This window comes from Bradyrhizobium sp. B117 (assembly GCF_038969555.1).
GTDB lineage: Bacteria > Pseudomonadota > Alphaproteobacteria > Rhizobiales > Xanthobacteraceae > Bradyrhizobium.
On the sequence record NZ_CP152414.1, the window covers coordinates 9,567,564 to 9,594,131 of the forward strand.

Below are 26,568 nucleotides of genomic sequence, written 5' to 3' on the forward strand. Positions count from 1 at the left end.
TTAAATTCCTCTCGGCGACGGCGCGGATGCCACGCCCATTTGTTCCAATTCGTATGCGACGCGGAGCGCAATGTCCTCGCGCCAGGGCGCAGCGATGATCTGCACCCCGATCGGCATCGGCTCGAGCGGCACCGGCACCGCCACCACCGGCAGACCGATGAAGGAGATCGGCTGGGTGTGGACGCCGATATTGGCGCGCACCGGCAATTCGACGCCGTCGAGATTGAAATTGACCTGGCCGAGCTTCGGCGCGGTGCAGGGCGTCGCCGGCGCCAGCAGCACGTCGACCGACTTGAATATCTCGGCGAGCTGGCCGCGATACCAGCGGCGGAATTTCTGCGCGCGGTCGACCAAAGACGCCGGCACCATCGCGCCTGCGATCAGGCGGTCGCGCACGGCCGGATCGAAATCGTTGGGTCGCTTGCGCAGGCGATCGAGATGCAGCGAAGCGCCTTCGGTGGTGGTGATGACGTAAGCCGCGGCGCGGGCGCGCGCTGCTTCGGGAACATCGATCACTTGCGTTGCGCCAAGCGCCTTGGCGACGCGGCTGACGGCCTCGACGGCCTCCGGAAAGACGTTCTTTTGGAAATAGCCGCCGGCAATCGCGATGCGCAGGTCCGAGATCGGATTGGCGATCAGCGGCAGCGTCGGCTCCAGCCCACGCGTCGTACAGGCGCCATCGTCGGCATCCGGTCCCTGCATCGCATCGTAAGCGAGCGCGAGATCAGTGACGGAGCGCGCGAGCGGACCGAGATGATCGAGGCTCGCGACGAACGGGAACGAGCGCGCGCGCGACAGCCGGCCATAGGTCGGCTTCAGGCCGAAGATGCCGCAGAACGACGAGGGCACGCGGATCGAACCATTGGTGTCCGAGCCAAGCGCAATCGGCACCAGCGCGCCACCGACGGCGCTGCCGGAACCGCCGGAGGAACCGCCGGTCATCCGCGTGGTGTCATGCGGGTTGCGCGAGGGGCCGTCATGGACATTCTCGCCGGTGAAGTCGTAGGCATATTCGCCCATGTTGAGCGCGCCAACGAGAACTGCGCCGGCGGCTTCCATGCGCTCGATCAGCGTGGCATCACGCTTGGCCGGCGCGAGGTCGCGGTTGATCTTCGAGCCGGCCCGCGTCGGCAGGCCCGCGACGTCGAACAGGTTCTTCACTGCGAAGGGCACGCCGGCGAGCGGGCCGACGGTCTTGCCGGCGGCGATATCAGCATCGATCGCGCGCGCCTTGGCGCGGGCGCGATCGGCGGTGACGTCGGTGAAGGAATTGAGGGTGGTGTCGTGCTGCTTGATGCGCGCGAGGGCAGCCTCGGTGGCATCGAGCGCCGACATCTTGCGGCTTGCGACCGCGCTCGCGATTTCCGCGGCCGTCATCTCTGGCTTGGTGGTCATGGCAGCATCAGGCCGTGAAGATCGGCGCCGGCTCGGTCTCGTCCGGCAGCGCGAATTCGTCGACAAGGCGGGCGAGCCGCAGCGAGACTTCGAGATTGGCGCGCACCGCGGGCCGCCAGGTCTCCTCCACCGGCAGCACCAGCGCTTTCGATACGGCGTCGATATAATCGTCCAGAGGTTCGGCCATCACTCTCTCAAGCTGATTTCAGTGCACCGGCAGCGGCGGATGCGGGATCGCCGTCAGCAGCTCCTTGGTGTAGTCGTCCTGCGGATCGCTCAAGACCTGCTCGGTGGAGCCCTCTTCGACGATCCGTCCCGTCCGCATCACAATGACACGATCGCACAGCAAGCGCACCACATTCAAATCATGCGAGACGAACAAATAGCTCATGCCTAGCCGCTGCTTGAGATCCTGAAGCAGGTTCAGCACGACGGCCTGCACCGAGACGTCGAGCGCGGCTGTCGGCTCGTCCAGGATGACGAGCTTTGGATGCAACGCGATGGCGCGGGCGATGCCGACGCGAGCCTTCTGGCCGCCAGAGAGCTGGTGCGGGAAACGATCCAGCAGATTGTGCGGCAGGCCGACCATGGTCGCCAGCTCCTCGCAGCGGGCGCGGAGCGCGTCGCGTCCCTTGACGTCGCCGAGCCGCAGAATCGGATCGGCGATGGCGCGGGCGGCGGTGAAGCGCGGGTTGAGGCTGTCGGTCGGATCCTGGAACACCATCTGGATACGGCTGCGCTGCGGCAGGCGGGCGAAGGCTGATGGCGCGATGTTGCCGATGTCCTCGCCGTCGAACTGGATCAGGCCGGAGGTCTGGTCCAGGAGGCGCATCACCATCATCGACGTGGTCGATTTGCCGCAGCCGGATTCGCCGACGAGGCCGACGCTCTCGCCGTGACCGATCGCGAAGCTGATGCCGTCCACCGCGCGGAACATGTCGGGCTCGACCGGCGGCTTGCGGCCGAACAGCTTGCCGAGCACGGCGGTGGCGCCCTGGCGGGGATACTCCTTCACGAGCTTGTCGATGAGGAGGAGGGGCTTGGGAGTCTCGTCACCCCCGGGCTTGACCCGGGGGTCCATCGATTGAGACGAGTCCTGCGAAGCGTGATGGATGGCCGGGTCAAGCCCGGCCATGACGGTCGCTCCCTCCTCCTCTGGCAGCAGATCCCGCAAAGACACGCCGAGCCGCGGCGTCGCGCGCATCAGCTTTTTCGTGTAGGGGTGCTGCGGGCTCGCGAAGATGTCGGCGGCCATGGCGGTCTCGACGACGCGGCCCTTTTCCATCACCACGACGCGGTCGCAATAGGCGGCGGCCAAACCCAGATCGTGGGTGATCAGGATGGTCGACATCGCCTTGCGTTTGGTCAGCTCGACGATCAGGTCCATCACCGCCTTCTGCGTGGTGACGTCGAGGCCGGTGGTCGGCTCGTCCGCGATCAGGAGCTGCGGATTGCAGGCGAGCGCGAGCGCGATGACGACGCGCTGGCACATGCCGCCTGACAGCTCGAACGGATAGGCGTGGTAGCGTTCGCGCGGGCGCGCGATCTTGACCTGCTCCAGCGCCTCGATCGCCTTCTCGCCGCCATCTGTGACTTGGGCCTGTTGGACATGGGTGCGCAGCACGTCCTCGATCTGGTCACCGACTTTCCGGATCGGGTTCAGCGCCGCGCGCGGATTCTGGAAGATCATCGAGACTTCGCGGCCGCGCAGGTCGCGCATCTGGTCCTCGCTCGCGGCCTTCACGTCGATGCCGGAGAACATCACCGAGCCCTCGGCGATCCGCCCCGCGCGGTCGAGGATGCGCATCACCGCGTAGGAGGTCACTGACTTGCCGGAGCCGGATTCGCCGACGATGGCGAGCGTCTCGCCCTTGGCGACGGAGATGTTGACGTGCTGCACGGCTTTGACGATGCCGCGGCGGGTGGTGAATTCGACCGTGAGGTCCTGCACGTCGAGCAGCGGCTGGGCGGTCATGCGGGCCTCCCGACATTCAAAGGCGCGAAAACAACCCCATGCACAGTAGAACGGGGGTTGTAATCGTTGGAGAATTTCGACCGGACGCTCGCCATCACGTCCTCCGCTGCGGGTCGACGATGTCGCGCAGGCCGTCGCCGAGGAGGTTGAAGCAGAACACGGCGATCATCAGCGCGAGGCCGGGAAACAGCGCGATCCACCATTCGCCTGACACCATGAAGCCCGCGCCCTCCGCGACCATGATGCCCCATTCGGCGGTCGGCGGGCGGACGCCGAGGCCGATGAAGGAGAGGCCTGCGGCATTGAGGATGGCGTAGCCCATGGTCAGCGACATCTGCACGATCATGATCGGCATGATGTTGGGCAGGATGTGCACAAGCAGGATACGGAATTCGCCATTGCCGGACAGGCGCGCTGCCTGCACGAAGCCGGCGTTGCGACGGACATTGGCTTCGGCGCGCGCGACGCGGGCGTAGAGCGGGAAGTTCACGATCGCGGTGGCGAGGATGATATTCTGCACGGTGTTGCCGAGCGCGGCGACGATGCCCATCGCCAGCACGAACAACGGGAACGCCATGATGGTGTCGGCGATGCGGCCGACAATACGGTCGGTCCAGCCGCCGAAATAGCCGGCCGCAATGCCGGCGAGGCCGCCCATCAAAAACACCAGCGCGACGGAGGCGACCGCGATGAACGTATCGAGCCGTGTTGCGACGATGACGCGGCTGAAAATGTCACGGCCCAACTGATCGGTGCCGAACCAGTGCGCCGCCGACGGCGGCTTCAGTGCCGCAGCCGTGTCGGAGGCGAGCGGATCGTAGGGCACCACGTAGGGGCCGAAGATCGCGGCGATCAGGATCAGGATCAGCAGTGCGAAGGCAAAGCCGGTGACCTTGTTCTCGCTCAGCACATAACGGGTCTGTTCGAGGACCGCTGATAGTCCCGAGGTGCGGGCGGGACCGACAGGTTCAACAGCAGGTGCAACGGAGCTCATGATTTAGCCCTCCAACCTGACGCGCGGATCGATCACGCCATAGAGAATGTCGATCACGAGATTCAAAAGCACGTACATCACCGCCATGGTGAGGACAAAACCCTGCACCGGTGCGAAGTCCGACGAGATCAGCGCTTCCACCGCATAGGAGCCGATGCCAGGCCAGGCGAAGACTTTTTCCACCAGCACGTTGGCCCCTAAGAGGAACGAGAACACCATGCTGAGCGTGGTGATCACGGGCAGCATCGCGTTGCGGAAAGCGTAGGTGACGATGACGGTCGACGGTGACAGCCCGCTGGCGCGCGCGGTGCGGACGAATTCGGATGCCAGCACCGCCAGCATCGAGGCGCGGGTCATGCGCGCGATCGGCGCCAGCGAGAAGATCGCCAGCGTCGTCGCCGGCAGGATGAGCTGGCTCAGCGCGGAGCGGAACGCCTCGAAATCGCGCGCGAGCAGCGTGTCGATCAAATAGAAGCCGGTCACCGTCGGCGGCGCGCTGTAGAACACGTCGAGACGGCCGAGCGGCGCGGGCGACCAGCCGAGGCGGAAATAGAAGACGTAGACCAGCACGAGGCCGGTGAAGAACACCGGCAGCGACACGCCCGCTGTCGTCGTGACGCGGCAGAGATGGTCGATCCATGACCCCGGTCGTGTTGCAGCTACCACGCCGAGCGGAATGGCAATCACGATCGAGACGATCAGGCCGAGCAGTGTCAGCTCGGCGGAAGCCGGCAGGCGGTTGCGAATTTCGGTCGCAACGGGCTGGCCCGTGGTGAGCGAGTTGCCGAAATCGCCATGGGCGAGATCGTTGGTGTAGCGGAAGAACTGCTCGATCAGCGGCCTGTCGAGACCGAGCTTCTTGCGGATCTGCTCGACGGCTTCCTTGGTCGCGGCGGGACCGGCGAAGTAGGCGGCGGGATCGCCTGGCAGCGCGCGCGTCAGCAGGAAGGTGACGATGACGACGCCGATCAGCGAGGGAATCGCAAACATCAGGCGCTTGCCGATCATGGTCAGCATGGGAGCGCTCTCCTTCTCGGCGATTGGGGGCTAACGCGAGCGGCTTGCTCCGCTGCGTTCCCTCCCCCCGTGCGGGAGAGGGCTAGGGAGAGGGGTGGCTCCGGGAGGGGTCTGAGTTCGTGGCTACCCCTCTCCCCGACCCTCCCCCGCAAGGGGGGAGGAAGCGAGAGGACGGTGGCCGCCTCGCTCAAATCAACAGGACCAACAGATGCCGATACGTTGAGATCGACACTCTCGATCTCTGACGACAACTTCGCCCCGCGCTCCGCTGCGTTCCCTCCCCTCTTGCGGGGGAGGGCTAGGGAAAGGGGTGGCTCCGGGAGAGATCGGAGTTCGTGGCTACCCCTCTCCCCGACCCTCCCCCGCAAGGGGGGAGGGAGCCTGAAGAGCGTGCTCACCTCACCCATGCCGCCTCACCCCTTCGCCATCGCGCGATAGTCGAGCCTGCGGTGGAACCAGTACTGATAGCCGCTGATGTTCTTCTGCATCGCGACGTTGACGAAGGGCTGGTACAGCGGGATGCGCGGGATGTCGGTGTAGGCGAGATCGACGAAACCCTTCACGTCGGCATCGTAGGTCGCGGTGTCGCCGGTGCCGGCGGCGGTGCGCGCGCCGTCGATGAGCTTGTCCATCTCCGCCGACTTGTAGCTCATGGTGTTGAAGACGGAATTGTTGCCGTGATAGCACCAGTAGAAGAAGTACTCGGGGTAATCGAGCCAGCCCGAGAACACGTTGGTGAAGAGCGGCATCTCCTTCTTGTTCAATTCGGTGCGCCAGTTGGCGCCGGGCACCTTGTTGATGGTGGCCTTGATGCCGATCTGCGCGAGGCTCTCCTGCACCAGCACGCAAAGCGGCTCGTTGACGCCAGCGAAGTTGAGGTCGAAGGAGATCGTGGTCTCGAAGCCGTTCGCGTAGCCGGCTTCCGCCAGCAGCGCCTTCGCCTTCTCCATGTCGGTGTTGTATTTGTGCGGCTGCGGCCAGGCGACTTCCGTCGCCTTGTCCTTGGGCGCGCCGAACATGGGATTGCCGAGGCCGAACAGCACCGCGTCCATGATCTTCTGGTACGGCAGCGCATAGGCGACGGCCTGCCGCACCTTGGGATTGTCGAACGGCGGCTTGGTCACGTTCATGCCGATATACTGGATGCCGTTGGAGAACGGCAGCGACACCACGTTGAGCTTGCCGTTCGCCTTCATCTCCTGGAAATCCTTGAACGGCAGCTCATAGGAGATGTCGGCATCGCCGCGCTCCAGCAGCGCGCGGCGGTTGCCGGCCTGCGGCACCATGCGCCAGATCACGCGCTTGATCTTCGGCAGCGGACCGCCGACCCAATCCTCGTTGCGCTCCATGATGACTTCGGTGCCGGCGGTCCACTTCGTCACCTTGTAGGCGCCGGAGCCCGCGGTCTGCTGCTTCGTGAACTCGAGACCCCAGGGATCCTTCTCGCTGGCGTTCTTCTTCACCAGCTCCGAGTTGACGATGCAGGGCACGATCACCGCGAGATCGGGGATCGTCAGCTTGTCCTTCTTCAGGAAGTCGACGCGCACGGTAGTGTCGTCGATGACGACGAACTGCTCCGGCTTGGTCAATGAGCCCGCGCTCATCTGGAAGGTCGGAAAGCCGCCGACGCTCACCGCGCGATCCAGGGACCACTTCACGTCCTTGGCGGTGACGGGCGTGCCGTCGTGGAATTTGGCGTTCTTCTTCAGCTTGAAGGTGACCGACATGTCGTCGATCTTGAAGTCTTCGGCGAGTTCGCCCTTGAACTTGTCGCGGTCGTAATAGGGCACGCCGCCGGGACCGCTCTTCATCTCGTGGCTGATCAGGCGGTCGTAGCAATTCCACGACACCTCATAGCCGGGCACGTTGGTGCCGACGCCGTGGATGTCGAGATTGTTGGGGCCGCCTTCCGAGACGATCAGCAGCGTCTCCGAGCGCGCATCGGCGTAGGCGGTGGAGATCACCTGCGGCATGGCCGGAAGCGCCGCGCCAGCGGCCAATCCGGACACGGATTTGAGGAAATCGCGGCGCTTCATTGGGATGCTCCAACTCAAAGGTTTTTGGTTGGAACTGGATTCGCAAGGTTCGTGCCAAGGCTTAACGGAAGCTTACACGCCACTTAAATCATTGATCTATAATGGGATTGACCCAATTTGGCCGCCGGGCGCTTTCTGAGCAGACCCAATCTTTGCATACAAAGATCTGATTTTGACTACAAAATAGGCGGAAGTGATCAATAGCCCGTTTTGTCACCATTTCTCGCAAGACATCATCCTCATTTGCAGGATGGGGCCCCGAAAGAATCAAAACTTGTGCCTCAACCTCGTCATTGCGAGCGCAGCGAAGCAATCCAGACTGTCTCGGTGGAAAGATTCTGGATTGCTTCGCTGCGCTCGCAATGACGACTGGACGACTGGAGTCATCACTCCGCCCAGATCAAATCCTGCAATTCGACCAGATCGTTCGCCTTGTCCTGCCAGCCCTCGATGCAGATGTGGCTGTTGAGGTCGCTGGCACGGTGCAACAGCATCAAGGCCATCAGCCTGCGCTTCAGCGCGTGGTCCGGCTTGGCATAGCCGAAGCCTTCGAGCAGGCTGCGCACCCTGCCCGGCCGGCCCGCCGCCATGAAGGCGCTGGGGCCGAGCAGATCGTAGTCGCGCCATCCGGCAAGCACGTCGCCGAAGTCGAACAGGCCGGCAAGCGACCAGCTGCCGTCATTGCAGGCGAGCAGGAAATTTTCCGGAATGTATTCGCCGATCAGGATCACCGGTGGGGCATCCATCGGAATCAGCTCGGCGGCGTCGCGGAGGAGATCGTCGAGACCTGCGAGGAATTTCGGCGCAAGGCCGAGACGCTCGTGCCGCGCGCGGCAACCCTGCATCTGGGCGCGCATGAATGCGTCCCAGCGCGGCTCGATGTTCGCGAGAGGACCGAGCGGCGCGCGCTGCACGGCGGCGATGGTCTCGCCGATCTGGCGCAGCACACGCTCCTTCTGGTCTTCCGGCAAGCGCGGCCACACCTCCGAGCCGAGCGTGCCGGCAAGGCGCGTGATGACGAGATAGGGCCAGCCGTCACGCTCTCCTTCGGCGACGATCTCGGGTATCGGCAGATCCAGATGCCCCCTGAGCTGCGTCAGCGAGCCGCGCTCGGAGACGAATTGCGCGCGGAGCAGCGGCGGGAAGATCTTCAGGATCAGGCGATCACCGAGCCCGACCACGAGATTGGTGCCGGTTGCAAACACATGCGGCGAGCCGACATCGAGACCATGGCTGCGCGCGATGTCGCGCGCGACCGGCAGCCAGCGCGAGCTGTCGGCGCGCAAGGCGCGGTAGGCATGAAGGTCGGTCGAAGCGGCGGCGCCCCAGGCCCCGGCCGAATCCGGCGACAACGTCTGCTCCATCACAGCGCCGATCTGGTCTTATTCCAGGACATCCTTGACGCTGTTCCTGACGGTGGCCGGGACCGCGTGCTCGGGGACCTCGATTGTCCTGGCACCGCGCGTGATCTTGTAAGTGAACGCGTCGGCCTGACCCGGATGCGTGGCGGGGATCTTGCCCGGATCGGCAAAGAGCTGCTCCATCGTCTGCTGGTCGGCGGGCGACAGATCCGACAAGGCGACTTCACCACGACTCTTGAGGTGAGGGCCGCCGAATCCGGCGAACCCTCCGACGCGCTCGATCTTCAAGCGATCCACGCTTCCTTCCTTTCGTAGCGCTGCAACCGGTTTACAGCCCGACCTTCTTCCATCCCGCATCGACGGCGGCGAAGACCGCGGCATCGCCGGGATACAGTGTCTGGGCACCTTGCCTGGTCCGCGCCGCAAACGCCTTCATCGTCATGTGCGGCGCCGGCCCGAAGCCGGTCAGCGCAAGGTACCACACCTGCCCGATCCTGGCCCAACTGTTTCCGCCGAGCGTCGTGCAGGCCGTGCAGAAGGCGAGGTTCGGCGGGCCGCTGGAATAGTGCGGATCCATGCCCGGCGTGATTTGCGAATATTTGGTCGGTTGCGGCGCGAGGCAGTGCTTGGCGGCAGGATTGGCCATGTCGCGCAGGCAGGTGAACCCCCTCTTCTTGGCGGCCGGCCCCATGATGTCCTTGCCGATCAGCCAGTCCGCCTTCTTGACGTCCTGCTTGGCCTCCCACTGGCGGAACATCGAGCCGAAGCAGTCGGAGATGCTCTCGTTGAGGCCGCCGGCATCGTCGCTATAGGCGAGCTGGAGACTGTGCTGGGTCACGCCATGGGTGAGCTCATGGCCGATGACGTCGTTGCCCCTGGTGAAGTCGACGAAGAGGCTGCCGTCGCCGTCGCCATAGACCATCTGCGAGCCGTTCCACATCGCGTTGTTGTACTTCTCGCCGAAATGGACCGACGACATCATGGTCATGCCGTGATCGTCGATCGAGTTGCGGTTGAAGACCTGCTGGTAGAATTTCGCGACCTTGGAGGTCTGGTTGACGGTGCGCTTGACCGACCCGTCCGAGGACGTCTTCGGCCTCGGCACGGGCGTGCCCGGCAGCGTCTGGGTGTGCTTGCAGTCGTAGACTGTGACGGCCGGCGTGGTAGCCAGCGTCACGAGGCCGGCGGAACGCGCCGTCGCAACGCTGGTCAATCTGGCGGCCTGGTTGCGCAATTCGCGCAGTTCATGGCTGATCTGGACCGTGTCGACCAGCTGCTTGCGCAGCGGGGCGGACAGCTTCTTGTCCTGGGAGAGCTTGGTCAGAACGTCGTTCGGGATGATGCAACATGTGCAGGGCATTGAGGGATCTCCATTGCACTTTCCGAATATGGATGGATGAAACAATCTCGAGATCATTCCTGCCGGCGAGCGGCATGCACTGACGCCAGCCTGGCGTCACGCATGCGAGATTATCGCAGGCGGCGGAGCCGTTGCGTGTGAGGTCGCACACACTTCCGGGTTGCGTGATGTCCGAGCGGATTCTGAGTTTTGGTTGAAGCGATGCGCACCCAGGACCAGGTTCACCTCTCCCATCGGGAGAGGTCGGAGCGCATCGGAGATGCGATCCGGGTGAGGGGATTTGGTCTCACTGGGCGCCGCGGCCCCTCACCCGGATTGCACTGGACGATGCTTCGCATCGCCGAGCGCAATCCGACCTCTCCCCGTCGGGGAGAGGTGAACCACGGACAGTCCGCCCGCTTCAGCGCTCGGGGCTGGCGCGCTCGAACTGGCGCAACAGCTTGTTGCCGCGCTCGACCGCGGAATCGAGCGCCGATTGCGCGCTCTTCTGGCCGGCGAAGGCCTGCTCCAGCTCGTCCTCGATCGCGCCGCGGATCAGCACGAAGGAGCCGAGCCTGACGCCCTTCGAGTTTTCCGTCGGCGGATGCAGCGTGATCTCCTCGAACGAGATCGCCGAGCCCGGATTACGCTCGTAGAAGCCTTGCGCGCGCGTCAGCTCGTAGGCGGCGCGGGTGATCGGCAAATAGCCGGTGTTCTGGTGCCAGGCGGCCTGCACGCCGGGCTGCGACAGATAGGCGAAGAACCGCGCCACGCCCTTGTATTCGTCGCGCGGCCGGTCGCGCAGCACCCACAACGTGGCGCCGCCGATGATCGAGTTCTGCGGCGCGTCCTTCACGTCGGGCCAGTACGGCATGAGGCCGTAGCCGATCTCGAATTTCGAATTCGCCTTGATGTCGGCGCGCGTCGCCGAGGAGCCGATGAAGATGCCGCACTCGCCCTTCTGGAAGCGCGGCTCGGCCGCCTGCCCGCGGCCGCTATAGTCGAACGCCCTGGTCTGCTGCCATTCGGCGAGCTGGGCGACGTGCTTGACGAGAACGGGATTGTTGATGGTGAGCGCCGCATCGAGGCCGGCAAAGCCGTTGGTGCGGGTCGCCAGCGGCAGATTGTGGAACGCGGAAAGATTCTCGACATGGATCCAGGACGGCCAGGACGTGGTGAAACCACACACCGCGCCGCGCTCGCGCAGGCGCTTTGCGGCGGCGCCGAGCTCGGGCCAGGTTCTTGGCGGCGCCTCCGGATCGAGGCCGGCGTCGCGGAACATGGTCTTGTTGTAGTAGAGGATCGGCGTCGAGGAATTGAACGGGAAGGACAGCAGGTTGCCGCTCGCGTCGGTGTAATAGCCGGAGACCGCGGGCAGGTAGTCGTTCAGCGAGAACGGCTCGCCCTGGTCCCGCATCAGGCTGAACACCGGATAGATCGCGCCCTTGGCCGCGGTCATGGTCGCGGTGGCGACCTCGTTGACCTGAACGATCGCGGGCTGGCTGCGCGAGCGGAAGGCGAAGATCGCCGCCGTCACCGTCTCGGTGTAGTTGCCCTTGTAGGTCGGGACGATGCGGTAGTCCGGCTGCGAGGCGTTGAAGTCGGCGGCGAGCTTTTCGAGCTGCTTGCCGAGCTCGCCCGACATCGCGTGCCACCAAGCGATGTCGGTTGCCGCTTGCGCCTGTGACATGAATGTGAGGGCCGCAGCGGCGACCACGACCTGCAAAAGGCGCAATGCTGAAGTCACCATGGCTCTTCCCGTGCCCGCACGACCGAAGCGGCAGCCTTTGCTTAAGGCCCGGCATTGGCGGTTTCAACCGGGAATGCGCTCCGGCCGCGCCGCACAATCGCGCGACGGGTTCCGCCGGTATGGCCTTCCCTTAACCATCTGCTAGATTGCATTGAACCTTCTGCTCCCGCCATAGACTCCATCTCTGAGGGGTTGAGTGTGCCAGTGCTAGACCGTGCCGAACTCTCGCGGACCGGGGTGATCTTCGTCGCGCTTCTGCTCGCCATCTGTGCGACGGGCGCCGCGGCGCGCGAATTCCGCGCCGCCGACACCCAGACCGAGGACTATCCGACCGTCCAGGCGCTGCGCTACATGGGCGCCCAAATCAGCGAACGGACCGGCGGCCGGCACGAGATCAAGGTATTCCACTCTCGCCAGCTCGGAGAGGAAAAGGAGACCATTGAGCAAACGCGGGCCGGCGCGATCGACCTCAACCGGACCAATGTAGCCCTGATCGGCAATTTCGTTCCGGCCATGAACGTGCTCGCCATGCCGTTCCTGTTCCGGTCCATCGAGCACATGCAGAAGGTGCTGGACGGGCCGATCGGCGACGAGATCCTCGGCAGCTTCGAGCCCTACGGCTTCGTCGGGCTCGCTTTCTACGATTCGGGGGCGCGGTCGATCTACAACGGCGTCCGTCCGGTGAAGAGCATTGCGGATCTCAAAGGCCTGCGGATCCGGGTGCAGCAATCGGAGTTGATGAGCGAGATGATCCGCTCGCTCGGCGCCGTGCCGGTCGAGCTTCCCTACGGACAGGTGCTCACCGGGCTTGCGACCCATCTGATCGACGGCGCAGAGAACAACTGGCCATCCTTCGTGACGACGGACCATTACAAATATGCGGGCCATTACACGCTGACCGAGCACACGATGAGCCCGGAGGTGCTGGTGATCTCGCTCAAGGCCTGGCGGAGCCTCTCGGTGGACGATCAGAAGATCTTCCGCGAGGCGGCGCTTCGCTCCAGCCGTTTCATGCGCGAGAAGTGGCGCGACCTCGAGGACCAGTCGCAGCGCAAGGCGGAAGCCGCCGGCATCACCGTCGTCAAGGACATCGACCACAAGCCGTTCGAGGACGCGATGGCGGGGGTGTACGCCAAGGCCGCGCGCGATCCCGCTGCGGCCGCGCTGATCGAACGCATTCGCAAGGTGGAGTGAGCCGCGTTGGCTGCGCTTGGACACAGCGATCATCCAGACCGGGCGCCCGGCCCGATCGGGCGGCTGCGCGCGCGTCTCGTCGGCCTGCTCCGGGCGGTGCCGATCCGCTGGCGCATCCTGTCGATCGCGGCCCTGAACTCCGCCGTGGTGGTGGTGCTGGTCGGGCTGATCTGGAATGGCACGCAGGTGCTGGGCTCGGCCTGGGGCGACGTCCGCCAGGTGCGCGAATCCGACCGCATCCTGGCGCTGCTCGAGAGCGAGACCGGGCGGCTCCAGAACCTGATCCACCGCTACATCAACCAGCCGAGCCCGGACCTGTTCGCCGAGATCCTGCTGCTGCGTGAGGCCGTGCTGGGCACGCTGACCAACCGCGCCGCCAAGGACCCGATGCTGTCGGGCTCGGTCGAGGAGCTCGAGCGCACCACCGACCGCTTCCTCAACGGCTTCGGCGAGCTGCGCAGCGTGCAGGCCACCATCGCCAAAACCTATGAGGAGCAGGTGCAGGTCCCGGCCAAGGACATGGCCGGCCTCTATTCCATCATCGAAGGCGCCACCGGCCACCGCGACGCGTTGATCTGGCCCTCGCTCGGCAAGTCCCGCGAGGCCTTCACGGCGATGCTGGTCGCGGCCAATTCCTACTATCTGTCGCAGTCGTCGGGCGCCGCCGACGACGCGCGCCGCAACACCGAGACGATCGAGAAGACCATTCCGGTCATGCTCGATCTCGCCGACAACGACCTGCAGAAGATGGCGCTGGAAAAGCTCGCGACCCGCACCATGGCGCTGCGCGAGGGCTTTGCAAAGCTGTCCGAGCAGCTCGCGAGCCGTACCGAGCTGCTCCGCAACACCATCGACGCCAGCCAGGCCGAGGCGATCGGCGCCATCGACGATCTCTCGACCAAGATGCGCCAGCGCGAGCAGAAGGCGCAGGAGACGTTCGACCGCACGCTCGCCGATATTTCCCGCCGCGTGCTCTCGATCGCGGTCATCTTCCTCGGTATCATCCTCACCGCAGGCGTTTTGATCGCGCTGTCGATCCGCCTGCCGCTGCAGCAGATCATGGCGGCGATGCGCGCCATCACGCTCGGCGACCTCGACCGCGAGGTGCAGGGCACCAAGGCACGCGACGAGGTCGGCGCCATGGCGCGCGCGGTCGAGGTATTCCGTGAGAACGCGATCGCCAAGCGCCAGACCGAGGACGAGCTGCGTGCCTCCAAGGAGAAAGCCGAGAGCGCGCTGCTCGAGCTCAACGCCGCGCAGCAGAATCTGATCGACGCCGAGCGGCTCGCAGCCCTCGGCGGCCTCGTCGCCGGCGTCGCGCACGAGGTCAACAACCCCATCGGCATCAGCCTGACGGTGGCCTCGAGCTTTGCCCGGCGCAGCGAGATCTTCGAGGCCCAGCTCAAGGGCGAGGGCGGCCTGCGCCGCTCGCAGCTTGACGAGTTCGTGCAGTCCTCGCGCGATGCCTCGCAGCAGCTGGTCGCCAACCTCACCCGCGCCGGCGAACTGATCCAGTCGTTCAAGCAGGTTGCGGTCGACCGCTCCCATGCCGAGCGGCGGCAGTTCTCACTCAGCGAAGCAACCGACCAGATCATCGCAAGCCTCAGGCCCGTGCTGAAGCGCTCGCCGATCACGCTCCAGGTCGACGTGCCCGAGGGGCTGCTGCTCGACGGCTATCCCGGCTCCTACGGCCAGATCCTGACCAATCTCTTCCTCAACGCCGCCAATCATGCCTTCGCCGACGGGCGCGCCGGCACCATCACGATCTCGGCCCGGCCACGCGGGACCGACGACATCGAGATCATCTTCACCGATGACGGGGCCGGCATGACCCCCGATGTGCAACGCCAGGCCTTTGACCCATTCTTTACCACCCGGCGCAATGAAGGTGGCACGGGACTCGGCCTTCATATCGTCTATAACCTGGTGACCCAGCAGCTCGGCGGACGCATGATGCTGGAATCCAAGCTGGGACAAGGTACTACTTTTCGGATTATCATGCCGCGGATCGCCAAGGGCGGCACGCAAAGCACAGAGACTGACGGGACTTCTCAATGGCCGAACAGGACGATGTCCTCCACCTGATCGACGACACCGGTACCGCGCCGGAGGACCAGAACGCACGAAAATGGAAGATCGCCGTCATCGACGACGATCCGGCCGTGCACGACGGCACCCGCTTCGCGCTGTCAGATTACAGCCTCAACGGCCAGAGCCTGGAGATCCTCTCGGCGCATTCCGCGGCCGAAGGCCGCAAGCTGATGGCCGAGCACGGCGACATCGCCGCGGTGCTGCTCGACGTCATCATGGAGACCGACGTCGCCGGCCTCGAGCTGGTCGAGTTCATCCGCAACGAGCTCAAGAACGAGACCGTGCGCATCATCCTGCGCACCGGCCAGCCCGGCCAGGCGCCGGAGCGGCGCGTGATCGTGCAGTACGACATCAACGACTACAAGGCCAAGACCGAGCTCACCGCCGACAAGCTGTTCACCTCGCTGACGGCGGCGCTGCGCTCCTACCAGCAGCTCGAGCGCATGGTGCAGACGCGGCGCGGGCTCGAGATCATCATCGACGCGGCCTCGACGCTGTACGACTTCAAGTCGATGCAGCGGCTCGCCGAGGGCGTGCTGACCCAGCTCGCCTCGCTGCTCAATGTCGACTGCGCCGGTATACTGGTCCTGCGCGACAATGGCGGCGTCGACCCGGAGCTCTCGGTGCTTGCGGGGAGCGGCTGCTACAGCCGTTTCATCGGCACGACCTCATCGCGGGCGCTCGACCCTGATCTGCGCGAGCTGGTGGAAGCCGCGTTCCAGCGCCGCAAGAACGAGTTCGCCGACCACCGCAGCGTGATCTATCTGCGCACCGGATCTGGCCGCGAGGTGGTGGTGCTGCTCCAGGCCGAGCGCGAATTGTCCGAGACCGACCGCTCGCTGGTCGAGATCTTCTCCAGCCGGCTCTCGATCGCATTCGACAACGTGATCCTCTACCAGCAGCTCCAGGACGCCAACACGCAGCTGGAGGACCGCGTCGCCCAGCGCACCCGCGCGCTGATGCAGGCCAACCGCCGCCTCTCGGCGCAATGGCTGCGGCTGCAGCGCGCCAACGGCTTCAAGAACGAGATTTTGGGCACCGTCGCGCACGATCTGAAGAACCCGCTCGGCGTCATCCTCGGCCGCACCGAGATGCTGAAGGAGCTGATCTCGACCGGCGCATCGGAAGGCGGCGTGGTCGCCCAGGTCGATCACATCCGCGACGCCACCAAGCGCCTGACCACGATGGTCGACCATCTGATCTCGGACGCGATGGCCGATGCCTTCGACATCACCATCCGCCGCGAGCCGGTGGACGTCGCGGCGCTGGTGAAAGAGGTCGCCGACGCCAACCAGCCGCTTGCGGTCAACAAGCAGCAGGCGATCAGCGTGACCGCGCCGCCCAACATCGTCACCATGTGCGACACCGACCGCATCCGCGAAGCGATCGACAACCTCATCAGCAACGCGATCAAGTACTCGCCGATCGGCGGCAAGATCGGCGTCACCGTTACCCATGAGGGCAGCGACACCATCATCCGGGTCAGCGACGAAGGCGCGGGCCTGTCGCCGGAAGATCTCGGCCGCCTGTTCGGCCGGTTCCAGCGGCTGTCCGCCAAGCCGACCGCGGGTGAGAGTTCGACGGGGCTTGGGCTTTCCATCGTCAAGCGTATTATCGACATGCATGGCGGCGAGGTGACGGCCGAGAGCGAGGGCCCCGGCAAGGGCTCGACCTTCACCATCACCCTGCCCGCGACCGAGATGCCGTGATTTGAGTACCGAGATCCAAGATCCTGGATTCTGAAGTGACATGACACAAAGCCAGCACATCATGATCGTCGACGACGAGGCCCCGGCCCGGGAGATGGTCGGCGATTACCTCAAGATGCACGGCTTCACCGTGACGCTGTGCGACGGCGGCAAGTCGCTCCGCGCCGCGATCCAGGGCAGCATGCCCGATCTCGTCGTGCTCGACCTCAACATGCCCGAGGAAGACGGTCTCTCGATCATCCGCGATCTCAAGAGCCGCATCAACGTGCCCGTCATCATGCTCACCGCAACCGCGAGCCCGATCGACCGCGTCGTCGGCCTCGAGCTCGGCGCCGACGATTACGTCGCAAAGCCCTGCGAGCTGCGCGAGCTGATGGCGCGCATCCGTTCGGTGCTGCGGCGGAGCACGCCAGTGAAGGCGGCAGCAGCGGAGACGGCGGCGGCGAAATCCGACAAGGACCAGCTGGTGCGCTTCGGCACCAAATGGCTCGATCTCGAAGCGCAGGCCTTGCGCGACGACGAGGGCAACGAGCATCCGCTGACCGCGTCCGAATTCGGACTGCTCAAGGTGTTCGCGGCCAATCCGAAGCGCGTGCTGTCGCGCGAGCGTCTGCTGGAGCTTGCCAATGCGCGCGACGCCGAAGCCTTCGATCGCGCCGTTGACCTCCGCATCATGCGCATCCGCCGCAAGATCGAGCCCGACCCGACCAAGCCCGCCGTGATCCGCACCATCCGCGGCGGCGGCTATCTGTTCTCGCCCGCGGGCGAGAAGGCGTAAGGGGGCCCACACTCCGCTGTCATCCCGGACAAGCGTAGCGCAGCGGAGCGCTGATCCGGGATCCATAACCACAGGCCGTGGTTATGACGCCGAGCTCGAAACTCCGAGTCTTCGCCAAACTCCTCCCTGTGGTTATGGTCCCCGGGCTCGCTTCGCGCCCCGGGACGACGCTGATGGGTGCCGCGCGAGCGAACGCAAGAGCCCGAAATTCGTTCCTGCCCCGCCAAATCGTCCGCCCCGTATTTTCCGTACATTGAAATTCCACGATTTTTTGTCTCGAATGTTTCGTCGCGCCCTTTTCGACGAAACAATTTGGCGGCGCACGAAACCATTTTCCGCTTTTCGTGCAGACGTCCCGAAACGTTGGCTGATTAACACTTTGGTCCAAGGAAACGCCGCTCGGTTGCGGCGCACCGGGGAGCTAAGTCAATGCCGAACGTCATCGCCATCAACGCCCAGGCCAGCCAGAGCATCATTGCCGCTCAAGCGACCTCGGACGACATGCTTCTGGAGAGCATTGCCGACGGCAACCGGACGTCCATGCACATCCTTTATTGCCGACACAATGTGCGGGTCTATCGCTTCATCCTGCGCATCGTGCGCGATGCCACCACGGCGGAAGACCTCGTCAGCCAGGTGTTCTTGGACGTGTGGCGGACCGCCGGGCAATTCCAGGGCCGCTCGCAGGTCTCGACCTGGCTGCTCTCGATCGCCCGTTTCAAGGCGCTGACCGCGATGCGCCAGCGCCGTTTCGAGGACATCGACCAGGAGGATGTGCGCCAGATCCCTGACGACACCGACACGCCGGAGACCTCGCTCGACCGCAGCGACACCAGCGCCATCCTGCGCGCCTGCGTCGCAAAGCTGTCGCCCGCACATCGCGAGATCATCAACCTCGTCTACTACCACGAGAAGTCGGTGGAGGAGGTCGGTCAGATCATCGGCATCCCCCAGAGCACGGTGAAGACCCGCATGTTTTACGCCCGCAAGCAGCTGGCCGATTTGCTTAAGGGCGCCGGCGTCGACCGTTTCGCCGCGTAAAATCAAGGATTTCAACGGGATAGGACCGCAACTCAGGCCCTGTCCCCGGACACGGAAGTGTTACCGCCGACGAAACAATTGAAACGAAGCACAACATCAGGCGGAAAAACTTCCCTCCTATAAGGCTCACATACGGTTTCGTTAAACCTCCCAAGGACCTCCAGCGACCCGGACGATGCCCCCGTCCGGGTCGTTTTGTGTTTGGGGGTGGCGAAGTGAGGCGGGCCCCGCTCTCTCATTCCCTCCCCCCTTGCGGGGGAGGGGCAGGGAGAGGGGTGCCGCACGGGGACTCCAACGATTGGTGCGCGCCGCACGATCGCAGGCGGATAGACCATTTCTTGGGCCACCCCTCTCCCCCGCCCTCCCCCGCAAGGGGGGAGGGAGCGCGGCGTCACCGTGGTCCGCACCTGTTGCTTCCCCCGCGAGGGAGCTACTGCGTCACGAACGTGTGACACCGCGTAACGACCGCCTCACCCACTCCGAACTGCCCTCGTGACCTCCATCACGAGGGCTCCATGCTCGAACTTCTCTTCGCTGTTCTCGCCGGCATCCTCACCATCGCCGCGCCGTGCACCTTGCCGATGCTGCCGATCCTGCTCGGCGCCTCGATCGGGCGCGCGGGGCATCTGCGGCCAGCGATGATCGCGCTCGGCTTCGTCATCTCGTTCTCCGCCGTCGCGCTGCTGCTCGGCGCGCTCACGCGGGCATTCGATTTCGATCCGAATGTGCTGCGCGAGGCTGCCGCGATTCTGCTGCTCGGGTTCGGCCTGCTGATGCTGTGGCCGGCGCCGTTCGAATGGCTGTCGATCCGGCTCAATGGCTGGCTCGACCTTGGCGCTGCGAGCGGCGTGCAGCGCGAGGGTGCGATCGGCGGGCTCGTGCTCGGCACCACGCTGGGCCTGGTCTGGACGCCATGCGCAGGGCCCGTGCTCGGCTCGATCCTGACGCTGGTCGCGACATCGAAGAACCTGGCCTGGGCCGGCACGCTGCTGGTCGCCTACGCCATCGGCGCTGCGATCCCGATGCTGGCGATCGCCTATGGCGGACAGGCCGCGACCACGCGGGTGCGCAGCCTGGCGCGGATCTCGCCGCGGCTGCAGCAGGGTTTTGGCATCGTCGTGATCGCTTTCGCCCTCGCCGCCTACTTCCAATACGACACGCTGATCGTGGCGTGGCTCACCGGTTTCTATCCCACCGGCCAGATCGGCCTGTGATCCCTCGCATCCCAACGGAGAACACGTCCATGACTGTCAAGCTGCTCGCCGTTTCCGCCGCCCTGATCGGCATGGCCGTGACCGGCGCCGTCATCCCCGGCATCTGCGACGAGGCCGCGCGCGCGACGCCTGTCGGCACCGCAGCGGCAGCGCCGATCCAGGTCGCGGCCACGAGCCAACAGGCCGCACCCGACTTCACCGGCATCAACACCTGGTTCAACTCGAAACCGCTTGGCATCGCCGACCTGCGCGGCAAGGTCGTGCTGGTCGACTTCTGGACCTATGGCTGCGTCAACTGCGTCAACACGCTGCCGCACGTCACCGATCTCTATGCCAAATACAAGGACAAGGGCCTCGTCGTGGTCGGCGTGCACACGCCGGAATTCCCGTTCGAGCGCTCCGCCTCCAACGTCCAGGCCGCGCTGAAGCGCCACGGCATCACCTATCCGGTGGCGCAGGACAATGACTCCAAAACCTGGAACGCCTATCGCAACCAGTATTGGCCGGCGCAGTACATCATCGACCAGAGCGGCAAGATCGTGTTCCAGCACGAGGGCGAAGGCGCCTACGACCAGATCGACCGCACCGTCGCCCGGCTGCTGAACGCCAACAGCTGATGCCGCATCAGCGGCTTTCGGTTGAAGCTTGACTCCACGGACCCGTCCGTGGAGTTTCGCGGGCGACGGAATCAGCCGCCCGCAATGGCCGACGCGACCACCAGCACCGACATCCGCCTTCGTGAAGGCTCCTCGATCGCGCAGCGGCTGGTCATGGCCGGCTCTGCCACCGCTGTCGCGCTGTGCTTCACGCCGGGTTTGTTCACGCACGACGTGCTGGAAGTGATCATCTCGGTGGTCGCGCTGCTCGTAGGAGCGGGGTTCGTCGTCGGCATCATGATGGCGCCGGCGGTGGTGTGGATCATCACCCCGAACGAGATCTTGATCGGAAAGCAGCGTCCGTTCGGAAAGCTCCAGACGCGGGTTGTCGGCAAGGAAGACATCAGCGGACTGCAAGTTCCCGGCAGCAAGCGGGTGAAGGCCCGCTTTCAGCTGGTCTTCACGCTCGCTTCCGGCGAGCGCCTGACCTCCCCGCCGATCTCCGACGTCACGCATGTGCACGACACCGTGGCGCGGATCGCCACGCAGTTCGACGTCCCCAATGTCGAGGCACCTCGCAATCCGCTCGATGCCAGCAATCCCGAGATGCATCTCGGCGAGCCGCTCGAGGCATTCTCCGCGCGAGACATCCGCATCGTCGCGCTGATCGCGGTCGCGTTGTCCGCCGTGCCCTACGCCTACAAGCTCTGGCGTGGATGGCCGCCCAGCCACGTCGATATCCTGCTGCTGCCGCTCGGCGCGCTCGCGGCGTTCGCCGTGCACCGCTACGCCAATCTCGTGACCGGTGCGTTCTGGATCATCCGCGAGAGCGATATCCGCGTCGAACGCTTATGGGGCGACGGCACGCCACGCGTGGACCATATCGAGGGGCGCGACGTGAAGACGATCAGCGTCGACCGCCGCGGCCGGTCCGAGGACGAGCACTGCATCGTCACGATCCGGTTGCGCTCGGGACGACGGTTTCGCAGCCCCCGCATCGGCTCGCGGCTCGAGGCCCGCGCGGTCGGGGCCGAGATCGCGCGGCGGCTCGGGATCGCGGCGGAGAGTAGTAAGATTTAATATCCCTGCTGGCGATCGAAGCGTCGCGGTCTCCACATCGTCATGGCCGGGCTTGTCCCGGCCATCCACGTCTTGCCACGCCGTGCAAAGAACGTGGATGCCCGGGACGAGCCCGGGCATGACGACATCAATTTCGACTGCCCCGCAGGGCGAGGCAGTCACGAACACTGCTTTTCGCGCCATCCCCCGTTTGTGGCATTGCCCAGGGCCCGTCAAAAAACCATAGGTATTCTCGTGACATACCAGCCGCGCGCGCCATCAACTTGCCATGAACATGCCCCTGAGATTTGATGCATTCGAACGATTTGCGCTGTGGCAGCGGGGAGAGCTTCACATGACCGATTTTCGTCGCCTGACCGGGATGTTCTTGGCTGCGATGGGACTGATCCTGTCCGCGCCGCAGGCCTTCGCCCAGCAGCCGGACCGCGGCGACGAGCCGGGCCTGATCGCCGATGAGAGCTACCAGCTCGATCCGGAATGGCAGAAGCAGGTGGTCTATTTCCGCACCACCGAAGCGCCAGGCACGATCATCGTCTCGACCGCCGAGCGTCACCTTTACCTGGTGCAGCCGGGTGGGCGCGCGATCCGCTACGGCATCGGCGTCGGCCGCGACGGTTTCCAGTGGCAAGGGCTGGTGACCATCACCAACAAGAAGGAATGGCCGGACTGGACGCCACCGCCGGAGATGATCCAGCGCCAGCCCTATCTGCCGCGCTTCATGGCCGGTGGCCCCGGCAATCCGTTAGGGGCCCGCGCGATGTATCTCGGCACCACCGTCTACCGCATCCACGGCACCAACCGCCCCGACACGATCGGCACCAAGGTGTCGTCGGGCTGCTTCCGTCTCGTCAACAACGACGTCGCCGATCTCTACGAGCGCGTCCCTGTCGGCACCAAGGTCGTCATCCGGCAGAAGCCCGAGCTCTAAGGGTTATGGTTCGAGCATGATCCTGCGGATCATGCTCTGCCCCCTCCCCAAACCTCCTTTTCCCGATTATTTCGAGAGAGAGACATCATGCGCACATTTCGAGGCGGCCTGCTGATCGGGCTCGCGGTCGCCGTGCTGGTCGCCGTTCTGGCCATCATCTATGAATTCTACGACACCCGCACCCTGAAGCGCACCGTGCGCCGCGGCGAGGTGCTGTGCGGCGTCAACAAGGGCCTGCCGGGCTTCTCGATCCCCGACGACAAGGGCAACTGGACCGGCTTCGACGTCGATTTCTGCCGTGCCGTCGCTGCCGCGATCTTCAACGACCCGAGCAAGGCCAAGTTCGTGCCGCTCGACGCCAGCGAGCGCTTCAAGGAATTGCAGAGCCGGAAGGTGGACATCCTCTCGCGCAACTCGACCTGGAGCATGGCGCGCGAGCTCGACTACGACCTCTATTTCCCGGCGGTCGCCTATTACGACGGCGCAGGCTTCATGCTGCCGCGCTCGCGCAACAAGGAGACCGCGCTGGACCTGACCGGCAGCAAGGTCTGCGTGCAGGCCGGCACCACCACCGCGCTCAACGTCTCCGATTACTTCCGTGCCAACAACATGAAGTATGAAGAGGTGAAGTTCGACAAGCTCGACGACGTGGTGAAGGCCTACGACACCGGCAAGTGCGACACGCTCTCGGCCGACGTCTCCCAGCTCTATGCGCTCCGGCTGAACCTGTCGAAGCCCGGCGACCACATGATCCTGCCGGACATGATCTCCAAGGAGCCGCTCGCCCCCGTCGTGCGCCAGCGCGACGACGACTGGATGATGATCGTGAAGTGGACGCTCTACGCCATGATCAACGCCGAGGAGCTCGGCGTGTCCTCCGAGAACATCGACGAGGCGCTGAAGTCGAAGAAACCCGAGGTGATGCGCCTCGTCGGCACCGAAGGCAATTACGGCGAGCAGCTCGGCCTCACCAAGGACTGGGTCGTCCGCATCATCCGCAACGTCGGCAATTACGGCGAGATGTACGAGCGCAACATCGGCGAGAAGTCGAAGCTGAAGATCCCGCGCGGCATGAACCAGCTGTGGAACGCGGGTGGCGTGCAGTACGCGCCGCCGATGCGGTAGGACGATCTGACCACCGTCAGCCACTATCCATCGTCATGCCCGGGCTTGTCCCGGGCATCCACGCTTTCAGAGCACCGCAAGAACGTGGATGGCCGGGACAAGCCCGGCCATGACGAGTTTGGGGCGAGCGCCCTCCACAATCTCAACTGTCATCGCCCGCGAAAGCGGGCGATCCAGTATTCCAGAGACGTCAATCGTAGACGGAGAGGCCGCGGCGTACTGGGTCGCCCGGTCAAGCCGGGCGACGACAGTGCGTGTGCGGCGCGATGGCAGCGCCTCAGTCCGTAGCCCGGATGGAGCGCAGCGCAATCCGGGAGCTGTCTCACCGCGGGAATAGAACCCGGATTTCGCTGCGCTCCATCCGGGCTACAAAATCAATACCCCCGCACCCGGGCCAGCTGCTCGGTGTGGTAGTTCGCATCGCCGAACAATTCTTCGCACACCCGTGCGCGCTTCATGAAGAAGCCGATGTCGAACTGGTCGGTCATGCCCATGCCGCCATGCATCTGCACGCCTTCCTGCACGGCGCGGGTGGCGGTGGTGCCGGCGCGCGCCTTGGCTACGGCCACGGCTGAGGCGGCCTTGGCGACGTCGGCGTCCAGCGCCTGCAGTGCCTTCATCGTGGCGGCGCGGGTGATCTCGATGTCGACATAGAGCTCGGCGGCGCGGTGCTGCAGCGCCTGGAATTCGCCGATCAGCTTGCCGAACTGCTTTCGGTTCTTGAGGTACTCGACGGTGCGACCAAACACTTCGTCGCTCAAGCCCACCATTTCGGCGGCGACCGCGCCGCGGCCGATGTCGAGCACGCCGTCGAGCAGGCGAGCGCCCTGATCGACCTCGCCGAGCACGCTGTCGGCATTGACCTCGACATTGGCGAGCTCGATCCGCGCCGCGTTATGCGCATCGACCATGATGGTGCGCTCGATCGAGATGCCCTTGGCCTTGGGGTTGACCAGGAACAGCGTCAGGCCGTCGCGCTCGCCGGCCGAGCCGGCGGTCCGCGCAGCAACGATCAGGAGGTCGGAGACATGCCCGTCAACCACCAGCGCCTTGGCGCCGGAAAGCTTGAAACCGTTGCCAGCGCGCACGGCCTGTAGGTTGGTCTGGAGCGGGCGGTGCTTGGCGCCCTCGTCGATCGCGAGTGTCGCGAGCAGCGAGCCGTTCGCGATCTTCGGCAAATAGTCCGACTTCTGCGCGGCATTGCCGCCGCGGTTCAGCGCTGAGGTCGCGACCACGCTGGTGGCAAGGAACGGCGACGGCATCAAGGTGCGGCCGATCTCCTCCATGACGATTCCGGCCTCCATGACGCCGAGGCCAGAGCCGCCGAACTCTTCCGGCACCAAGAGGCCGGCAAAGCCCATCTCGGCAAAGGAGTGCCACAGCTCCTTGGAGAAGCCGGTGGGATCCTTGGAGTCGCGCAAAGATCGCAGGTGCGACACCGGCGCCTTGTCGCTGATCAGCCCGCGCGCGGAGTCGCGGAGCATGGATTGTTCTTCGGTGAGGACGAGGGCCATGGTGGTGTTTCCGATTCGAAATCTATCTATCTTCGTCATTCCGGGATGCGCCGTAGGCGCAGGCCCGGAATCCATACTCCCGACTGGTGGTTATGGATTCCGGGCTCGCGCTGCGCGCGCCCCGGAATGACGGGTGGTGAGAGCGTGCTCACGCCCCCGGCAAATCCAGGATACGCTTGGCGACGATGCCGAGCATCACCTCGCTCGTACCGCCCTCGATCGAATTCGCCTTGGTGCGCAGCCAGGCGCGCGGGCGGGCGCCTTGCTTGGAGCGCTCGCTCTCCCATTCCAGCGCATCGACGCCGCCGGCCGACATCAGGATCTCGTAGCGGCGCTTGTTGAGCTCGGTGCCGTAATATTTCATCGCGGAGGAGAACGCTGGATGCGCCTGCCCGGCCTTGGCGAGATCGACCGCGCGCTCCGCGCAAGCCGCAAGCGCGGCTTCATCCACGTCGAACGTTGCGATCTGCCCGCGCAGCATCGCATCGTCGAGCTTGCCTTGCGCGTCGGAGCCGACCGAGTCGGCTACGATCTGGCCGAGCGGACGGCCGACGCCGCGCTCGCCCATGCCGGAGATCATCGCGCGCTCGTGCTGCAGCAGATATTTTGCGACGTCCCAGCCGCGGTTGACGGTGCCGACCACATGCGACTTCGGCACGTGGACGCCGTCGAAGAAGGTTTCGCAGAACGGCGAATAGCCGGAGATCAAGAGGATCGGCTTGGTCGTCACGCCCTTCGAGGTCATGTCGAACAGGATGAAGCTGATGCCATCGTGCTTCTTCGCCGCAGGATCGGTGCGCACCAGGCAGAAGATCCAGTCGGCGTAATTGGCATAGGAGGTCCAGATCTTCGAGCCCGTGATGACGAAATCGTCGCCGTCGCTCTCGGCGCGGGTCTGGAGCGAGGCGAGATCGGAGCCGGCGTTGGGCTCGGAATAGCCCTGGCACCAGCGGATCTCGCCCGCCGCGATTTTTGGTAGATGCTCCTGCTTCTGCGCGTCATTGCCGTATTTCAGCAGAGCGGGTCCGAGCATCCAGATGCCGAAGCTCGACAGCGGCGGGCGCGCGCCCATCTTGGCCATCTCGGCGCGCAGCACCTTGTGCTCGGCGGCGCTGAGGCCACCGCCGCCATACTGCTTCGGCCAATCCGGCACGGTCCAACCCTTGTCGCGCATGCGCTCGAACCAGATGCGCTGCGGTTCGGACGAGAACTTTGCGTTGCGCCCGCCCCAAAACACATCGGTGTCCGACGTCACGGGCTTGCGCATCTCCGGCGGGCAATTGGCTTCCAGCCAGGCGCGCGTCTCGTTGCGGAATGTCTCGAGATCGGCGTTTTCAGTGTCGCTCATGGTCGTTTCCATCAATCAAAATCGACTTGTTGGCGGCGACTCTGGGCCATCGCACCGTGGAATTCAACCACTTCCGCAGCCGC

Annotated in this window: 22 protein-coding genes; 10 read left to right on the forward strand and 12 right to left on the reverse strand. The window is 64.8% G+C overall.

Translation table 11 applies throughout. The features are described 5' to 3' along the window. From AAFG16_RS45435 to ugpB, 10 genes are all read right to left on the reverse strand, one after another. Window positions 1-1,395, reverse strand: a complete 1,395-nt coding sequence (locus AAFG16_RS45435; protein ID WP_342735732.1) for an AtzE family amidohydrolase — start codon at window positions 1,393-1,395, stop codon at window positions 1-3. 7 nt (window positions 1,396-1,402) lie between these two features. Then, window positions 1,403-1,582 carry a DUF4089 domain-containing protein gene (locus tag AAFG16_RS45440; protein ID WP_342735734.1) on the reverse strand — a complete coding sequence of 60 codons (180 nt, stop codon included), beginning with the start codon at window positions 1,580-1,582 and terminating at the stop codon, window positions 1,403-1,405. 18 nt (window positions 1,583-1,600) lie between these two features. Next, a complete protein-coding gene (locus tag AAFG16_RS45445) occupies window positions 1,601-3,370 on the reverse strand; it encodes an ABC transporter ATP-binding protein (RefSeq protein WP_342735736.1) in 1,770 nt (589 codons plus the stop codon). 94 nt (window positions 3,371-3,464) lie between these two features. Continuing rightward, complete coding sequence (locus AAFG16_RS45450) at window positions 3,465-4,364, reverse strand: ABC transporter permease (protein ID WP_342735738.1); 900 nt, start codon at window positions 4,362-4,364, stop codon at window positions 3,465-3,467. A gap of 3 nt (window positions 4,365-4,367) precedes the next feature. Beyond that, on the reverse strand, window positions 4,368-5,381 hold the full coding sequence (locus AAFG16_RS45455) for an ABC transporter permease (protein WP_342735740.1): 1,014 nt from the start codon (window positions 5,379-5,381) through the stop codon (window positions 4,368-4,370). Window positions 5,382-5,794: 413 nt separating this feature from the next. Continuing rightward, complete coding sequence (locus AAFG16_RS45460) at window positions 5,795-7,417, reverse strand: ABC transporter substrate-binding protein (protein WP_342735742.1); 1,623 nt, start codon at window positions 7,415-7,417, stop codon at window positions 5,795-5,797. A 386-nt stretch (window positions 7,418-7,803) separates the two neighbouring features. Continuing rightward, entirely contained in the window at window positions 7,804-8,781 is a 978-nt protein-coding gene (locus AAFG16_RS45465; RefSeq protein WP_342735744.1) for an aminoglycoside 3'-phosphotransferase/choline kinase family protein, read from the reverse strand. A gap of 18 nt (window positions 8,782-8,799) precedes the next feature. Next, window positions 8,800-9,075 carry a protealysin inhibitor emfourin gene (locus AAFG16_RS45470; RefSeq protein ID WP_342735746.1) on the reverse strand — a complete coding sequence of 92 codons (276 nt, stop codon included), beginning with the start codon at window positions 9,073-9,075 and terminating at the stop codon, window positions 8,800-8,802. A gap of 31 nt (window positions 9,076-9,106) precedes the next feature. After that, a complete protein-coding gene (locus AAFG16_RS45475) occupies window positions 9,107-10,138 on the reverse strand; it encodes a M4 family metallopeptidase (protein ID WP_283082661.1) in 1,032 nt (343 codons plus the stop codon). 400 nt (window positions 10,139-10,538) lie between these two features. Continuing rightward, the gene (gene ugpB, locus AAFG16_RS45480) at window positions 10,539-11,867 is read right to left on the reverse strand and encodes a sn-glycerol-3-phosphate ABC transporter substrate-binding protein UgpB (protein WP_342735748.1); all 1,329 of its coding nucleotides are present in this window, start codon (window positions 11,865-11,867) and stop codon (window positions 10,539-10,541) included. A 198-nt stretch (window positions 11,868-12,065) separates the two neighbouring features. Here ugpB and AAFG16_RS45485 point away from each other — a divergent pair, with 198 nt between their 5' ends. From AAFG16_RS45485 to AAFG16_RS45530, 10 genes are all read left to right on the forward strand, one after another. Next, on the forward strand, window positions 12,066-13,061 hold the full coding sequence (locus AAFG16_RS45485; protein ID WP_342735750.1) for a TRAP transporter substrate-binding protein: 996 nt from the start codon (window positions 12,066-12,068) through the stop codon (window positions 13,059-13,061). A gap of 54 nt (window positions 13,062-13,115) precedes the next feature. Further along, window positions 13,116-15,146, forward strand: a complete 2,031-nt coding sequence (locus AAFG16_RS45490) for a HAMP domain-containing sensor histidine kinase (RefSeq protein ID WP_283087113.1) — start codon at window positions 13,116-13,118, stop codon at window positions 15,144-15,146. Further along, window positions 15,116-16,861, forward strand: coding sequence for a DUF3369 domain-containing protein (locus AAFG16_RS45495; protein ID WP_283082664.1), 1,746 nt, complete (start codon window positions 15,116-15,118; stop codon window positions 16,859-16,861). Before AAFG16_RS45490 ends, AAFG16_RS45495 begins: the two co-directional genes overlap by 31 nt. A gap of 40 nt (window positions 16,862-16,901) precedes the next feature. Further along, window positions 16,902-17,639: a response regulator gene (locus tag AAFG16_RS45500; RefSeq protein ID WP_283082665.1), complete on the forward strand. Its 738-nt coding sequence runs from the start codon at window positions 16,902-16,904 to the stop codon at window positions 17,637-17,639. A 429-nt stretch (window positions 17,640-18,068) separates the two neighbouring features. Further along, window positions 18,069-18,680, forward strand: a complete 612-nt coding sequence (locus tag AAFG16_RS45505; RefSeq protein ID WP_027563183.1) for a sigma-70 family RNA polymerase sigma factor — start codon at window positions 18,069-18,071, stop codon at window positions 18,678-18,680. Window positions 18,681-19,195: 515 nt separating this feature from the next. Then, the gene (locus tag AAFG16_RS45510) at window positions 19,196-19,894 is read left to right on the forward strand and encodes a cytochrome c biogenesis CcdA family protein (RefSeq protein ID WP_342735754.1); all 699 of its coding nucleotides are present in this window, start codon (window positions 19,196-19,198) and stop codon (window positions 19,892-19,894) included. Between the two features lie 29 nt (window positions 19,895-19,923). Further along, entirely contained in the window at window positions 19,924-20,511 is a 588-nt protein-coding gene (locus tag AAFG16_RS45515) for a thioredoxin family protein (RefSeq protein ID WP_342735756.1), read from the forward strand. 84 nt (window positions 20,512-20,595) lie between these two features. After that, on the forward strand, window positions 20,596-21,570 hold the full coding sequence (locus AAFG16_RS45520) for a hypothetical protein (protein WP_342735758.1): 975 nt from the start codon (window positions 20,596-20,598) through the stop codon (window positions 21,568-21,570). A gap of 334 nt (window positions 21,571-21,904) precedes the next feature. Further along, on the forward strand, window positions 21,905-22,498 hold the full coding sequence (locus AAFG16_RS45525; protein WP_283082669.1) for a L,D-transpeptidase: 594 nt from the start codon (window positions 21,905-21,907) through the stop codon (window positions 22,496-22,498). 87 nt (window positions 22,499-22,585) lie between these two features. Then, window positions 22,586-23,623, forward strand: a complete 1,038-nt coding sequence (locus AAFG16_RS45530) for an amino acid ABC transporter substrate-binding protein (RefSeq protein WP_283082670.1) — start codon at window positions 22,586-22,588, stop codon at window positions 23,621-23,623. A gap of 374 nt (window positions 23,624-23,997) precedes the next feature. Here AAFG16_RS45530 and AAFG16_RS45535 read toward each other — a convergent pair whose 3' ends face one another. Next, window positions 23,998-25,137: an acyl-CoA dehydrogenase family protein gene (locus tag AAFG16_RS45535; RefSeq protein ID WP_342735761.1), complete on the reverse strand. Its 1,140-nt coding sequence runs from the start codon at window positions 25,135-25,137 to the stop codon at window positions 23,998-24,000. A gap of 148 nt (window positions 25,138-25,285) precedes the next feature. Continuing rightward, the gene (locus AAFG16_RS45540) at window positions 25,286-26,485 is read right to left on the reverse strand and encodes an acyl-CoA dehydrogenase family protein (protein WP_342735763.1); all 1,200 of its coding nucleotides are present in this window, start codon (window positions 26,483-26,485) and stop codon (window positions 25,286-25,288) included. Window positions 26,486-26,568: the final 83 nt, after the last annotated feature.

What these genes read in the sequence shown, in the direction of transcription:
- AAFG16_RS45435 (WP_342735732.1), bottom strand. Translation starts at nt 1,395, where the DNA reads ATGACCACCAAGCCAGAGATGACGGCCGCGGAAATCGCGAGCGCGGTC.
- AAFG16_RS45440 (WP_342735734.1), bottom strand. Translation starts at nt 1,582, where the DNA reads ATGGCCGAACCTCTGGACGATTATATCGACGCCGTATCGAAAGCGCTG.
- AAFG16_RS45445 (WP_342735736.1), bottom strand. Translation starts at nt 3,370, where the DNA reads ATGACCGCCCAGCCGCTGCTCGACGTGCAGGACCTCACGGTCGAATTC.
- AAFG16_RS45450 (WP_342735738.1), bottom strand. Translation starts at nt 4,364, where the DNA reads ATGAGCTCCGTTGCACCTGCTGTTGAACCTGTCGGTCCCGCCCGCACC.
- AAFG16_RS45455 (WP_342735740.1), bottom strand. Translation starts at nt 5,381, where the DNA reads ATGCTGACCATGATCGGCAAGCGCCTGATGTTTGCGATTCCCTCGCTG.
- AAFG16_RS45460 (WP_342735742.1), bottom strand. Translation starts at nt 7,417, where the DNA reads ATGAAGCGCCGCGATTTCCTCAAATCCGTGTCCGGATTGGCCGCTGGC.
- AAFG16_RS45465 (WP_342735744.1), bottom strand. Translation starts at nt 8,781, where the DNA reads ATGGAGCAGACGTTGTCGCCGGATTCGGCCGGGGCCTGGGGCGCCGCC.
- AAFG16_RS45475 (WP_283082661.1), bottom strand. Translation starts at nt 10,138, where the DNA reads ATGCCCTGCACATGTTGCATCATCCCGAACGACGTTCTGACCAAGCTC.
- ugpB (WP_342735748.1), bottom strand. Translation starts at nt 11,867, where the DNA reads ATGGTGACTTCAGCATTGCGCCTTTTGCAGGTCGTGGTCGCCGCTGCG.
- AAFG16_RS45495 (WP_283082664.1), top strand. Translation starts at nt 15,116, where the DNA reads ATGGCCGAACAGGACGATGTCCTCCACCTGATCGACGACACCGGTACC.
- AAFG16_RS45500 (WP_283082665.1), top strand. Translation starts at nt 16,902, where the DNA reads ATGACACAAAGCCAGCACATCATGATCGTCGACGACGAGGCCCCGGCC.
- AAFG16_RS45505 (WP_027563183.1), top strand. Translation starts at nt 18,069, where the DNA reads ATGCCGAACGTCATCGCCATCAACGCCCAGGCCAGCCAGAGCATCATT.
- AAFG16_RS45510 (WP_342735754.1), top strand. Translation starts at nt 19,196, where the DNA reads ATGCTCGAACTTCTCTTCGCTGTTCTCGCCGGCATCCTCACCATCGCC.
- AAFG16_RS45515 (WP_342735756.1), top strand. Translation starts at nt 19,924, where the DNA reads ATGACTGTCAAGCTGCTCGCCGTTTCCGCCGCCCTGATCGGCATGGCC.
- AAFG16_RS45520 (WP_342735758.1), top strand. Translation starts at nt 20,596, where the DNA reads ATGGCCGACGCGACCACCAGCACCGACATCCGCCTTCGTGAAGGCTCC.
- AAFG16_RS45525 (WP_283082669.1), top strand. Translation starts at nt 21,905, where the DNA reads ATGACCGATTTTCGTCGCCTGACCGGGATGTTCTTGGCTGCGATGGGA.
- AAFG16_RS45530 (WP_283082670.1), top strand. Translation starts at nt 22,586, where the DNA reads ATGCGCACATTTCGAGGCGGCCTGCTGATCGGGCTCGCGGTCGCCGTG.
- AAFG16_RS45535 (WP_342735761.1), bottom strand. Translation starts at nt 25,137, where the DNA reads ATGGCCCTCGTCCTCACCGAAGAACAATCCATGCTCCGCGACTCCGCG.
- AAFG16_RS45540 (WP_342735763.1), bottom strand. Translation starts at nt 26,485, where the DNA reads ATGAGCGACACTGAAAACGCCGATCTCGAGACATTCCGCAACGAGACG.